Source organism: Virgibacillus byunsanensis (assembly GCF_042675965.1).
GTDB lineage: Bacteria > Bacillota > Bacilli > Bacillales > Amphibacillaceae > Virgibacillus_R > Virgibacillus_R byunsanensis.
This window is the reverse complement of the sequence record NZ_JBHTKJ010000034.1, coordinates 54,736-67,200: the sequence shown is the minus strand read 5'-3', so window position 1 is coordinate 67,200 and position 12,465 is coordinate 54,736. Positions and strand designations below refer to the sequence as shown.

Below are 12,465 nucleotides of genomic sequence, written 5' to 3'. Positions count from 1 at the left end.
ACATCAAGAATACTGAATGATTATTGCTGTCTAATTTCATTGTTATATCAATCCTTATACTTTATAACACTGATTATACCATACTGGACAAAAAAAGCAAAAGAAAAAGCCTTTGGGCTGTCACCCCCACCGAAATTCATCTCCCCCTTACCGTTGGGCTACGCCCTTCACACACTTGAAGAGGGAGACTTCTTTCAGAAGTACGTTAAATAATTATTATTGGGGGGGGGGGAAACATGATACGGATACCATTACCAGTCATCTTGTTTATTATTTATACATGGGTGTTGTGTACATATGTTTATAGGCATTTTCAGATGTCACCCTAAAATACATTATTCAAAAGACTTTCCTACTACTAGATAATTCCATATCTGATATTGATCCATTTAAGTGTTACCATTAATAAATCAATGAATATTTAGTGTAATTAGGGATTGAGTACTATCTTAAAAATTAAGTCAAAGGGTTGATTAAATATCAAGTAAAAGGAAACGAAATGTCCTGCCTAGTGTAATAATAGGAAGGACATTTTTGATCAGTAAAGAATAAAACTTGAAAGCTTTGTACATTTATCTACAGAATCGGCCGCGTCCAGCTCCAGCGCTTAGACACTCGGTGACATAAGCAGTTCGACTTGGGTAAAGGCATCCACACTACGCAGCCTGCTTATGCTTGTCGTGTCTTTCAAGGTACTTGCACTTTTGTTCTAAGACCAATAATTCTAATTCATCCCTCATGTGAATCCTAAAATTGATCATAATACAATGGAGGGAGGAATAAAGATGGACAAACTTTCATATCAACAGACATGGTTTGGAAATGCTAAGGGTGATGTTCTTTCGGGTATAGTTGTTGCCTTAGCTTTGATACCAGAAGCAATTGCCTTTTCGATAATAGCGGGTGTGGATCCAATGGTTGGCTTATATGCATCATTTACGATTGCGGTTGTGATTGCATTCATTGGAGGAAGGCCTGGTATGATTTCAGGTGCTACAGGTGCAATGGCATTATTGTTCATAGACTTGGTTAGTGAGCATGGTGTTCAATATCTCTTAGCAGCAACCATTTTGACAGGAATTATTCAAATTATATTTGGCGTGTTTAAATTAGCGAAGTATATGAAGTTCATTCCAAGGTCTGTGATGGTTGGATTTGTAAATGCTTTAGCTATTATGATTTTCACCTCACAACTGCAGCATTTTCAAGGAGAAGGCTGGATCATTTATGTTTTAGTCGGATTAACGTTAGCGATTATATACTTATTTCCCTATCTAACAAAAGCCGTTCCTTCTACATTAGTTGCGATCGTTTCCATAACGGCAATTGTCTTATTTATGAACTATGGAGTTAGAAATGTAGGAGATATGGGGACTATATCACAAACACTACCCCTATTTCTTATCCCCGATATTCCCCTAACGATTGAAACCATTATGATCATCTTTCCATATTCACTAGGTCTTGCAGTGGTCGGGTTGTTGGAATCATTATTAACGGCTTCCATTGTTGATGATATGACAGATTCTGATAGTGATAAGAATACAGAAAGCAGAGGACAAGGCATAAGTAATATCGTTACGGGATTCTTTGGAGGGATGGCTGGGTGCGCAATGATTGGACAATCTGTCATCAATGTGAAGTCAGGTGGAAGTGGCAGATTATCTTCATTAGTAGCTGGTGTGTTTTTAATGTTTTTAATTGTGGTACTTGGAGATATTGTGGTTCAGATTCCGATGGCAGCGCTCGCTGGGGTCATGATTATGGTTGCCATTAGTACATTTGATTGGAACTCTATACGCACACTTCAACTAATACCAAAAAGTGATGCAATTGTGATGCTTGTCACTGTCCTAACTGTGGTTTTAACGCATAATTTAGCTATAGGAGTATTTACCGGAATTATACTTAGTGCGATCTTCTTTGTATCTAAAATTTCCCAAGTTAATGTGGAGAGCACCTTGGAAGAAAGCCAAAGAGTATATTATGTTAAAGGAGAACTATTCTTTGCTTCTGTTACCGAACTTATTCCAAAATTTGATTACAAGGAACAGGTAGAGAGTGTTGAAATTGATTTGAGTTCTTCCCATTTGTGGGATGATTCAGCAGTCGCAGCAGTCGATAAAATCGTATCTAAATTTAAAGAAAATAATATTATGGTTAATGTTAGAGGATTAAATAAGGACAGTACCGAATTAGTTAATAAACTAGCCAATAAACTAGGTAGTCACTAAAGGGAGGCAAAAAGATGTATAAAAAAATATTGTTAGCAACTGATGGGTCTGAACACTCTAAGAGAGCGGCAGAAAATGCATTTAATATAGCTAAATGCAGTCCGGATTCTAAAATTGAAGTGATTTACGTTGTCGATCATGACAAAGTGAAATCCAATGTGCTACAGAATTGGAACTCAGCCGATTTAGGGGATAAACAAAAGGAACGTATGGATGATGTGGATAGAATTTCACGTGAAACGGGAGTTCCTTATGAAATCAAAAATTTTCAAGGAGATCCAGGGCCTGTCATAGTGGAATACGCTAACGAGAATGACTTTGAAATTGTTGTGATCGGTAGTAGAGGATTGAATGTACTGCAGGAATTTGTCCTGGGTAGTGTGAGTCATAAGGTGGCGAAACGAGCAAAATGTCCTGTTTTAATTGTAAAATAAAACAATAATAAAACCCTATCTGAGAAACAAATTGATAGGGTTTATTAGCTGCCAAATTGGGTTTCCGTTATTGGCCTTCTAACTTCAGAATAAATTCCTCAACATCCTCACTTCTAGCATTGGAAAACCCTATATCCTCACCAACTTTTTTAAATCCGCACTTTTCCAGCACACGAATAGAGGCAGCATTATCTTTAGCAGCACGGGCATAAAGTGGGCGGTCTATAACAATTTCCAGGAAGTTTAATAAGGCATATGTAGCAATCCCCTTACCCCAATATTCTTTTCCAATCCAATAGCTAACCCCGAGCTTACCAAACTGTTTAAACTTTACTATATTGCCAACTACACACCCTTTGCAGTATATCGTCTTTTTAATCATGCTCTGGTTTTCTAAAATTGTTGTCCAGTGTTTCATAAATGCAACTTTGTCAGTAGGATCCTTAGAAGTAAAGGCAGCCATATAGTTTGCAGAAGAATCAAGTTGTTGTTCAAAAAATGGATGAAGGTCTTCTTTTGTAACATCCCGTAAATGGACATCTTCTCTAGTACGATATTCCATAGTTCGCACCTACTATCATTACAATTTTTAATTAATTAATCATACCATTTTTTTACCCATAGATTAATAAAATATGACAATTTAGTTATAAAATTTAAAATAGTATAGACATTTCACTTTAACGTGGTAAAATTTCTAATAAGTACATACGAATAGGAGAAATCTATATGAAGATCTGGATGAGAAAGATATCCGTTATCCTTGTTGCAATTATGACATTAGGATTGTATATCCCGCCAGCCTATGTAAATACAAATGCTGAGGAAAGTAAATCAGCTGATTCATCCAAATCAGATTTCAATGAAGAAGTGTTCACCTCTATTTCGAACCCTGTTGGGGAAAATGAAATGGACGTTACACTGGATCATAACGAACCTGATGAATTATCAAATGATGACTATTATATTCAGATCATGGCGGAAAAAGCGAAAGAACAAACAATTACAAAACTTGGCCCTAGAATTGTTAACCATATGGACGAAGAATTTATGGCAGATATTTATTCCAATATGGAAGAAGTACTTGCAGCAATTTTAACAGAAGATGATTCTGTGTATTACGGAATAACAGAACGCCCCTCAAAAGGATTTGGGGAAAAGATATTTAATGTTTATGATGTTAGAACAAATAAGGATATCGCTAAATTCCATGTTCGACGAGATAAGCGACCGTTAGAGGGATACTGGTTTAATTTCCACTATCATGTAAGTACGGATGGTTTTTTAGAGCATCATGAAATCGGAGAGGTTTTCTGGGATAAAAATATTCCACCTAAATGGATGGCCTAATAAGAAACGAGCACTTCCTATTGGAAAGTGCTCGTTTTGTCTTATTTAGCGATAAACATCTGTGTCCAGTGATGCCCGCTTTTTATATAGCCAACACCTATATGGGTAAACTTATCATTTAATATGTTTTCCCGGTGCCCTTGACTATTCATCCATGCATCAACAACTTCCTGTGGTGTTGGTTGCCCCTGTGCAATATTCTCACCTGCTGTTTGATACGAAACACCAAAGTCACGCATCATATCAAATGGAGAACCATAAGTTGGGCTGGTATGAGAGAAATAGTCCTTGTCTTCCATGTCTCTAGACTTTTCTCGTGCCACTTCACCTAATGATGTGTCGGGCTGTAATTCAGATAAACCAACTCGACTTCTTTCACCATTCGTTAAGTCGATAACGGTTGACTCAAATTCATTCATATCCCCATCAGTTTGCTGTTGCTGATCCTGTTGTTGTTCTTGTTGAGCCTCAGGTTCCTGCTGTTGCTGTTGTTGCTGCTGATCTTGCTGTGCCTGTGGTTGTTGATTTTCATTATCTTGATTTTGTTGCGTCTGTTCATCGCCTTGATTGTCATTTTCTCGTTGCTGATTTTGCCACCAAGAATCGTTTTGCTGATTCCTTGTATTATTTTGTTGGTTGTTATCCCCACCAAAACGCCTAAATTCATACTTCGCTTCTATACGGTCCTGTATCTTAACCGGTTGAGTGTGTGGATACTCTTCACTTGTGAGATCCGTGAAAATATTGGATATGTTTGCTTCTCTATCCTGTTCGTTAATTTGTGGGTCTAACGCATCTTCATTATTATCTGCACATGCAACAAGTATGATAAAAAGTAAGCTAACTAAGCCTACAAATAGTGTTTTAATCTTCATAAGAAAATCTCCTTTTGCTTATTTGCCTTTATTTTTGCCTTTAATTTAATAAATATATATGGCAATTTAAGACAAAAGGAGACTATAGGTTATTGCTCCTCATTAAGTGTTGCTAGCTGTACTTCGAATTCATTTTGCGGATCATCCAATGAGAAAATTCTTGCTGTATCATTTCGTTCATTAACACGTTGAATATAAATTGATTGTCCGTTATACGTTACATTTTTCATATCAGCTGATTGAGCGATCTCTTCTGCACGTTGTCTATGCATTTACAGAACCTCCATTAATTTTAGTGTGACTCTTGTTCAACTAGACCGTCTAATTCCACCTTTTGTTCGTGATCCATCTCATCAAGAGGGAAAATGGTAGCAGTTTTATCACTTGAATGTACCTCTTGAATATAAACAGGAATTCCATTGTAGTTTACGTTTATCATAGTAGGCGACTCGATAATTTGTTGTGCTCGCTGGCTGTCCATAACTTCCTCCTTTCTATCGTCTTAGTGTATTTTTTGCTTCAATTGGATCAAATATACGACACATGTCAGAATAAAAAAATGGAAAACCACTCCATTTTAAGGAGTGGTTTTGCAAAGCGATTTCTACTTAATTTTCATAGGAGACAGGGAAGCTTATCGATTCATTAATTAACACCTTATACAATAAGTTCTCAACGGTGATATCAACTTGTGATGATTCCACAAATGCAGTTAAGAAAATGTCAAACCCTGCTATCAGGACCACTACCACGCTGAGGAAATGCACCGGGTTCACCTTTTTCATTTATCGCTGAAATTAATAGTGGTTGTACCATATTATCTTGTTGCAAGTCAGGAGTAGTTGGCATTACTTCCTCCAGTGTATTAATTATGACGTTTAGGAATAGAAAAAGTCCCACTATTATTTTCAAATGTCGCGTATACGTGATAAATGCATAGGATAATACAATCATACAATAAAGGGATGTGAACAAACATGGGGTTATTTGTGAATACTAGTGAGCACCCAGAAGTTTTTAAAAACAAAAAACCTATTAATGAGCCAAATCAAGGGTACTTTAAATATGATTTTTTTTCTGAATTGGTAAAAGAGCAGAAAGAGGTAAATGATTCATTACTAGAAGCTTTTCGTGAAATAAAGATCCAACATAAACAAAACCAAAATAATCAGGCAAGCAAATGGAAAGATATTGGTAAACAGCTAAATGATTTAAAAGAGCGTAATGTGAAGCATGAAAATTTCGAACGACAAGCTATGGAGTGGTTAACCATGTTAGATAAAAATAATACAAAGCTAAAAGGAATATTGGAAAACGAAAGTGTACTAAAAAAAGAGATCATGGAAGAAATAACTGTTTTAAGTCAATCCAATCAACAAATTGTCAATCAGTTGGAGAATTATGGGTCTTCTCACAAGCAAATCTCCGTACAAATGCATGAACTTTTTAACCTCCACAAGGATATGTCAAATCAACTTACCAAACAAGATGAAAATCAAGATCAAGTAATAAGCCAGTTGGAAAACCAGGAAGCACTATTGGAAAAGACCTTCAGGCAAATTAATAATATACGTTCCATCCTGTTCGAAAGAGCCAATTTTTTAGCAGAAAAAATTGAGAATAGCTACAGCCTTACTTCCTCCTTTGTTTATAAGTTAGTAAATGGCTCTGATCAACCGTTAACGTTTTTTTATGAAGATGCGAAAAAAGTGGAGAATAAAAAAGAGTATGAATGATGAAATACGTAAGACGATACTGTTAAAATTCAGTATCGTCTTTTATCATCAGACAGAAGACTCCATCTTCAAGCGCGGGAAGGGCTTTAGCTCAGCGATAAGGGGGAGATGAATGGCGGTTGGCGATAGCCAAAACGAACCTCAGCGTGCTATAATTAGAACAAATGTTCCTGTAAAATGAGGTGAAATCATGCTAGTAAAAAAGGCTTTTAAGTTCCGCATTTTCCCGAATAAGAAGCAGATAGAGTTGATTCATAAAACGATTGGTTGTTCTAGATTTGTTTTCAACTTCTTTCTCGCCAAACAGAAAGAAAAAGATGCCTTTTGGTATATCGCTGAAGAGATGAAACAAAATGGTCAATTACCATCAAACAACTGGAAAGGTGAGTTTTTCCATAAATATGAATCGGTGAAAGCAGTTCGTCAATTGAAAGAGAACTACCCTTTTTTGAAAGAGGTAGACAGTATTTCACTACAAAAGTCAGTTGAAAATTTAGCTGACGGGTATCAACGCTATTATAAAAAACAAACTAAAGCACCTCACTTTAAAAGTAAAAAGAATAACGTGCAGTCTTATACCACGAAACAAACGAACGGCAATATGGATGTTTTAGAAAAGCATATCAAGCTACCAAAGCTCGGGCTCGTTCGTTATGCCAAGAGTAGTGAAATAGATGGTCGTATTATCAATGCGACGATTAGACGTAATCCAAGCGGAAAGTACTTTGTATCTATCGTTGCAGAAACAGAAGTAAGCGAATTAATTAAAACAAATTCTAGTACAGGTGTTGATGTAGGATTAAAGGACTTCGCTATCCTTTCAGATGGCACGAAATATAAAAATAACCGCTATTTCAAGTCCTTAGAAGAAAAGCTCATAAAAGCCCAACAGATACTATCAAGACGTGTCATTGGTTCAAACAACTGGTATAAACAAAAAACAAAGGTTGCCAGAATTCATGAGAAAATCGAAAACAAGCGTACTGATTTCTTACATAAGACCTCTACGGATATCATCAAAAACCACGATGTAATCGGAATAGAGAATCTGCAAGTATCCAACATGATGAAAAATAAGAGGAGTGCTAAAGCGATCGCTGACGTTTCCTGGTATCAATTCAAGACGATGTTGAAATACAAGGCTGAGTGGTACGGTAAATCAGTAGTAGAAGTAGGTAAAACCTTTCCGAGTTCTCAACTATGTTCGTATTGTGGCTACAAGAATAAAGACGTTAAAGATCGAGGGTTAAGAGAATGGAAATGTCCTTCGTGCAAAACATTCCACGACCGCGATATTAACGCAGGATTAAATCTTAAAAATGAGGCTATAAGGCTTCTAACCGTAGGGACTACGGGGATAGCCTAATCAATAACCAGCGGTTACGCTGGTGTTCTTAGGAATCCCCCACTTCAATCAGACCGCAAGGTCGATAAGTGGTGGGTAGTTCAATAGTTAGCAACTTGCTTATCCTTTTTATTATTGTTTTTGGTGTCCTTTTTTTTAGATTTAACATCTTTCTCATCTTCAACGATTGTACTTTCTCCACTGAATATTCCACCGTCATCGATAACAATCCCTTTCGATGTAGCGCTTCCTATTAGTTTTCCTTTAGGCTGAACGTACACTTTTTCTGTGGTGTATAAATCTCCTCTTACTTCACCGGCAATATTGATGTTTTTTGCTTTGATTGTTGGTTCGACGTAGCCATCTTTTCCAATGAAGATGTCACCCTGGCATTCGACTTCCCCATAAATTTTCCCATCAATACGAAGACTTGTTGGGAGTTTTATTTTACCTTCAATTACTGTTTCTGGGCCAATAATAGTCTCAACCATTTTTTCTTTCTTTTCTTTTTTATCTGTTAACATTTGCAGTTTCCTTTCTTGGCAGATAAGAAAGTATTATACTTCCTACTGCATAAGTGTAACTAAGGCTCTCGCCATAAAGGCTTGGCGATAAGCCAAGTTTTCTAAAATAGTTAGTGTTGTTTATCGAATGTGTTTAAAAAAGGGTTAGGGTCTATTGGTTCTGCATCTTTAATAACTTCAAAATGGAGATGTGGCCCGGTACTTCTCCCGGTACTTCCAATTGAACCAATATGATCACCTTTTTTAACGGAATCTCCAAGTTCAACTTTTATATCTGAAAGATGGGCATATAGGGTTTTGTATGTATTTGAATGACGAACGATTATGGAGTTTCCATATCCCCCATTATATGTTGCTAAGGTAACGATACCATCTGCACTGGCATAAACAGACTCTCCCGTTTTCCCTCTAATATCAATACCCGTGTGTAAAGAGGAAGATCTATTAAAAGGATCATCACGGATGCCGAAATCTGATGTGATCGTATAAGAATTTGTTGGCCAGACTGTTGGGATATGTTTTAGCTTATTGTTTGTTGTTTCCATATCAGAAATGGTTTGTTTATACTGATCAATCAATTTGGACTGTATATCAGGAGTAATATCTTCGTCTATACTATTTTCCACCATCTCGTCTTCTGGTAAGGTTATACTAATTCCGCCGCTGGGTGCTAAATCAAACGGAAGCTCTGTCATGTATTCTTTGATCTGTGATTCCAGTTGGTTCAGCTCTTCCATTTTGAGTTGGACTTTGGTTCTGTTCGCTTCCAATTCATCTACTTTTTCTTGTAATTCCGCAGTTTTATTTTCTTCTGAATTCAAAACTTCTGATAGCTCGGCGTTTTCCTGTTGCTGATGAGAATTTATCGTTATAAAGTAAAATAAAAGTGTGCTGGGAACGATAACGAAAAGAAACAGTATATGAATAATAATTTTCGGTAATCGAAAACGGGTGACAACCTTATTGGCTTCATTTGAAAGGATGGTAAAGGTTAGCGTTTTTAACTGAAATCTTTTTCTTTTCACTTTCTCCTCAACCCTCCTTGGTTATTTTAGGTTCACAATTTGTAGCTCTTGTTCATGCAAATACTCAATTATTTGTGGTAAAACATCTATTACAGCTTGGGATTCATGAAACAGAATAATGGAACCAGATATATCCGTGTTATGGACGTAATCAAATAGTCGACTTGCATCATGATCTTTCCAATCTTCTGGGTCCTTATCCCAAAGTACCATTTTGTTTTCATGTTTTTTTACTACGTCTAATGTTAGATCACTTTTCGCTCCATAAGGTGGTCTGAAAAGAGTCACTTTTTCATCCGTAATTTCTTCTATTAATTGTGTTGATTGCAGTAACTCACTTTCTTGTTTTTCATAAGAAAGGCCAGAAACATTTACGTGATTCATCGAATGACTGCCAATAGAAAACCCGTTATCATTCACAAGCCGCACGTAATCAGGATGTTTCTTCATATTAATTCCTGTAAAGAAGAATGTTCCTCCAACTTGGTATTCTTTTAACACTTCCATAATTTCTAAAGAATATTCGGAAGGACCGTCGTCAAACGTAAGTGCAACATTACCATCTGGAATACTGTAGGATAGTCCCTCATCAAGTTCTACAAACGGAAGATCAGGTTCATCAGATGTATTCTTTTCAGCTGCGGATTCTATAATTGGTGAAGTCTCTTTTTGTTCTTGTAAGGAAGCAACATCGATATTTACTATCTCAGCCTTGGCAAGTGTTTGATCATCATCGCTCTTACTCAAGTAAGCATGACCTGAATATCCAAGCAATATAGTGGAGGTAACACTAATTATAGCTACGGCTGACCATAAAAATCTGCCATTTAATTTTTTTGGTTTTAGTTCAACTTTCTCTTGTTTTGTATGTTCCTTTGGAGGTTGATGCACAGTTAAAAAAGATAAGTTTTGAATATCACTTATTTGTTGGATCTGCTTTATGGTATTTAATGCGTTTGTAAATTCCTCTGAACTTGGAAAATAAATCCTGTCACTTTTATCCCGGTAAGTTCTCGTTAAAAAACTAATATGCTGCTTTTTAACCATATCCCAGGAACTGTGAAAAGATAATCTGTATTTATAACTGCCATCAAATGTCGTTGCGGCTTGTAAATGATCAGCCGTGTCTTTGTCAATCTCCCAAAGCAATTCTACATCTTCTTCAACTGATAATCTACATCGTAAAAAGACTATATCAGATTTAATATCAACAGATAAAAGTTCAATTAGTTTTGTATAATAGACTGACATGACTACCCCTTTCTTTACTGAATGACGCCGCTTTACTCGGATGAATCAGAAGAATGAGAAGCAGTTGTCTTCGGTGAAAAAGAAAAGGACATTCGTTCTGTGAAATCGTTAATAGTCTGCATTAATTCATCTTTTTCATTAAGTATAGTGTGATTTTGTTCAGCGTATTTTTGATTTTCTATTTCAAGATCTCTAACTTTCTCTTCAAGTTCTTTAATCTTTAACATACCTTGGTATTGAGCTTTGGTGGATTCTTCATTTAGTTTATTGTATTTATGTGTTTCTTTGTCTAGTTGGTTTGAAATCTTTTGATATTCATTATTTGAAGTGGTCTGATATTCTTTATAATCTTCAAGAAGCTGATCATAGCTCATTTGTTTATCGGTAAGATTACTTTCAAGATCACGTATTTCCCTATCTCTTTCTTGTATAAGCTGATCCTTTTTCACCTGGTCATGCTTGAAACGTGTAATCGTATCATTCGCTGCATTTAATTGCTCTTCTAGATCGGTGTTTTTATAAACAATTAATTGACGATCCTTTAACATATTTTCCAAAGAAACAATCATGTCCAATGTTACTTTTTCCTGATTATCCTTTGTAAATAAATGGTTTTCACTTGTTGTATCCGCTTGCTCTGTCTCTTTTTCGTTAATGATTTGCTCATCTCTGCTTTCGGTTGAAATTTGTGGTTCTACAGTAGGCTGATCATCTTGATTCTGGTTGGAAAGAACGCCTTTAAACCAACCCATCCCTTTCTTCTCTGTTTCTTTGGTCACAATATCATCTCCCGTAGTTATAATGTATAAGTTAAATCTTGAGTAGATAAAATAAGTACAAAAAATAATCCCTTCCTCTTAAATCGGTTAAGTGGGGGATTTTGTTAATAAAAATGCTGTTTTTTCTTGAATTTTGTCAATTTAGTGATTAAATTGGAATATATCTGCTGCTTCATTTACATAAATGTGTATATTTTCTCATTAAAAGCATCATAATAATTTATGTTACATTCCATAGCTAAAGAGGTAAAAATATGTAAGCTAAAAAAACATTCCACAGTAGCTCAGAGGTAGAGCACTCGGCTGTTAACCGATCGGTCGCAGGTTCGACTCCTGCCTGTGGAGCCATTATTCATAAAAAGTTATGGGTGAATTTTACCACTAATATAATTTACCATAAGGACCACCCTAGAAGTGAAAGGGAGGTTTTTTTATGGATAAACAACTACGCAACATCATGACGACGAGTGTATTTACCGTTAATGAGACACAATCTGTGCAAGAAGCAGCTGCCATTATGAGTGACAGTAATATAGGGTCATTACCAGTTGTTAACAATAATGGACAAATGGTAGGTATTATAACGGACCGCGATATAACCTTGCGTACAACAGCTCAAGGCCAAGCTGCACAAACACCGATCTCTCAAGTGATGACTGCACAGCAAATTGTGCAAGGGGAACCAGGAATGGACATTCATCAAGCAGCAGAATTAATGGCACAACAACAAATCCGCCGTTTGCCAATTGTGGAAAACGGACAACTTGTAGGAATGGTTGCATTAGGTGATTTAGCTGTGGATAACCAGTATGATCACGATGCTGAAGTAGCACTAACGAGCATTTCGACACCATCTGCACCGCAAAAATAAGACGTACACAAAAAAAGAAACCCCAAAGGATTCCCTCCCTT

The 12,465-nt window shown here is 36.4% G+C and carries 15 protein-coding genes and 1 tRNA gene; 7 read left to right on the top strand and 9 right to left on the bottom strand.

Annotated features, from left to right (window positions below; translation table 11 throughout):
• The first annotated feature begins 785 nt into the window (after positions 1 to 785).
• Together ACFQ3N_RS13040 and ACFQ3N_RS13035 are read left to right on the top strand one after the other, a co-directional pair.
• Positions 786 to 2,234: a SulP family inorganic anion transporter gene (locus ACFQ3N_RS13040; RefSeq protein ID WP_390362971.1), complete on the top strand. Its 1,449-nt coding sequence runs from the start codon at positions 786 to 788 to the stop codon at positions 2,232 to 2,234.
• Positions 2,235 to 2,248: 14 nt separating this feature from the next.
• Positions 2,249 to 2,668 (top strand): universal stress protein, encoded by a 420-nt coding sequence (locus ACFQ3N_RS13035; protein WP_390362970.1) that lies wholly within the window; start codon positions 2,249 to 2,251, stop codon positions 2,666 to 2,668.
• 67 nt (positions 2,669 to 2,735) lie between these two features.
• Here ACFQ3N_RS13035 and ACFQ3N_RS13030 read toward each other — a convergent pair whose 3' ends face one another.
• Complete coding sequence (locus tag ACFQ3N_RS13030) at positions 2,736 to 3,230, bottom strand: GNAT family N-acetyltransferase (RefSeq protein WP_390362969.1); 495 nt, start codon at positions 3,228 to 3,230, stop codon at positions 2,736 to 2,738.
• A gap of 167 nt (positions 3,231 to 3,397) precedes the next feature.
• On the opposite strand from ACFQ3N_RS13030, the gene ACFQ3N_RS13025 reads away from it, so the two are divergent.
• Positions 3,398 to 4,018: a YpjP family protein gene (locus ACFQ3N_RS13025; protein WP_390362968.1), complete on the top strand. Its 621-nt coding sequence runs from the start codon at positions 3,398 to 3,400 to the stop codon at positions 4,016 to 4,018.
• Between the two features lie 41 nt (positions 4,019 to 4,059).
• Here the strand turns inward: ACFQ3N_RS13025 and ACFQ3N_RS13020 are convergent, their stop codons facing one another.
• The 4 genes from ACFQ3N_RS13020 to ACFQ3N_RS13005 form a co-directional block, all read right to left on the bottom strand.
• Positions 4,060 to 4,893, bottom strand: coding sequence for a CAP domain-containing protein (locus ACFQ3N_RS13020; protein ID WP_390362967.1), 834 nt, complete (start codon positions 4,891 to 4,893; stop codon positions 4,060 to 4,062).
• Between the two features lie 89 nt (positions 4,894 to 4,982).
• Entirely contained in the window at positions 4,983 to 5,165 is a 183-nt protein-coding gene (locus ACFQ3N_RS13015; protein WP_390362966.1) for an H-type small acid-soluble spore protein, read from the bottom strand.
• 20 nt (positions 5,166 to 5,185) lie between these two features.
• The gene (locus ACFQ3N_RS13010; RefSeq protein ID WP_390362965.1) at positions 5,186 to 5,374 is read right to left on the bottom strand and encodes an H-type small acid-soluble spore protein; all 189 of its coding nucleotides are present in this window, start codon (positions 5,372 to 5,374) and stop codon (positions 5,186 to 5,188) included.
• Between the two features lie 242 nt (positions 5,375 to 5,616).
• Positions 5,617 to 5,805: a hypothetical protein gene (locus ACFQ3N_RS13005; protein ID WP_390362964.1), complete on the bottom strand. Its 189-nt coding sequence runs from the start codon at positions 5,803 to 5,805 to the stop codon at positions 5,617 to 5,619.
• 65 nt (positions 5,806 to 5,870) lie between these two features.
• Between ACFQ3N_RS13005 and ACFQ3N_RS13000 the strand changes: the two genes are divergently transcribed.
• Positions 5,871 to 6,629, top strand: coding sequence for a hypothetical protein (locus ACFQ3N_RS13000; protein WP_390362963.1), 759 nt, complete (start codon positions 5,871 to 5,873; stop codon positions 6,627 to 6,629).
• Between the two features lie 190 nt (positions 6,630 to 6,819).
• Entirely contained in the window at positions 6,820 to 7,995 is a 1,176-nt protein-coding gene (gene tnpB, locus ACFQ3N_RS12995; protein WP_390362962.1) for an IS200/IS605 family element RNA-guided endonuclease TnpB, read from the top strand.
• Between the two features lie 80 nt (positions 7,996 to 8,075).
• Here the strand turns inward: tnpB and ACFQ3N_RS12990 are convergent, their stop codons facing one another.
• The 4 genes from ACFQ3N_RS12990 to ACFQ3N_RS12975 all read right to left on the bottom strand — a co-directional run bounded on the left by ACFQ3N_RS12990 (position 8,076) and on the right by ACFQ3N_RS12975 (position 11,553).
• Positions 8,076 to 8,498 carry a bactofilin family protein gene (locus tag ACFQ3N_RS12990; RefSeq protein WP_390362961.1) on the bottom strand — a complete coding sequence of 141 codons (423 nt, stop codon included), beginning with the start codon at positions 8,496 to 8,498 and terminating at the stop codon, positions 8,076 to 8,078.
• A 110-nt stretch (positions 8,499 to 8,608) separates the two neighbouring features.
• On the bottom strand, positions 8,609 to 9,523 hold the full coding sequence (locus ACFQ3N_RS12985) for a peptidoglycan DD-metalloendopeptidase family protein (protein ID WP_390362960.1): 915 nt from the start codon (positions 9,521 to 9,523) through the stop codon (positions 8,609 to 8,611).
• A gap of 21 nt (positions 9,524 to 9,544) precedes the next feature.
• Positions 9,545 to 10,774 carry a polysaccharide deacetylase family protein gene (locus tag ACFQ3N_RS12980; protein WP_390362959.1) on the bottom strand — a complete coding sequence of 410 codons (1,230 nt, stop codon included), beginning with the start codon at positions 10,772 to 10,774 and terminating at the stop codon, positions 9,545 to 9,547.
• A gap of 32 nt (positions 10,775 to 10,806) precedes the next feature.
• Positions 10,807 to 11,553, bottom strand: a complete 747-nt coding sequence (locus tag ACFQ3N_RS12975; protein WP_390362958.1) for a hypothetical protein — start codon at positions 11,551 to 11,553, stop codon at positions 10,807 to 10,809.
• Between the two features lie 273 nt (positions 11,554 to 11,826).
• On the opposite strand from ACFQ3N_RS12975, the gene ACFQ3N_RS12970 reads away from it, so the two are divergent.
• Together ACFQ3N_RS12970 and ACFQ3N_RS12965 are read left to right on the top strand one after the other, a co-directional pair.
• Positions 11,827 to 11,901: transfer RNA gene (locus ACFQ3N_RS12970), tRNA-Asn, on the top strand.
• Between the two features lie 85 nt (positions 11,902 to 11,986).
• A complete protein-coding gene (locus ACFQ3N_RS12965) occupies positions 11,987 to 12,424 on the top strand; it encodes a CBS domain-containing protein (RefSeq protein ID WP_390362957.1) in 438 nt (145 codons plus the stop codon).
• The last annotated feature ends 41 nt before the right edge of the window (positions 12,425 to 12,465 follow it).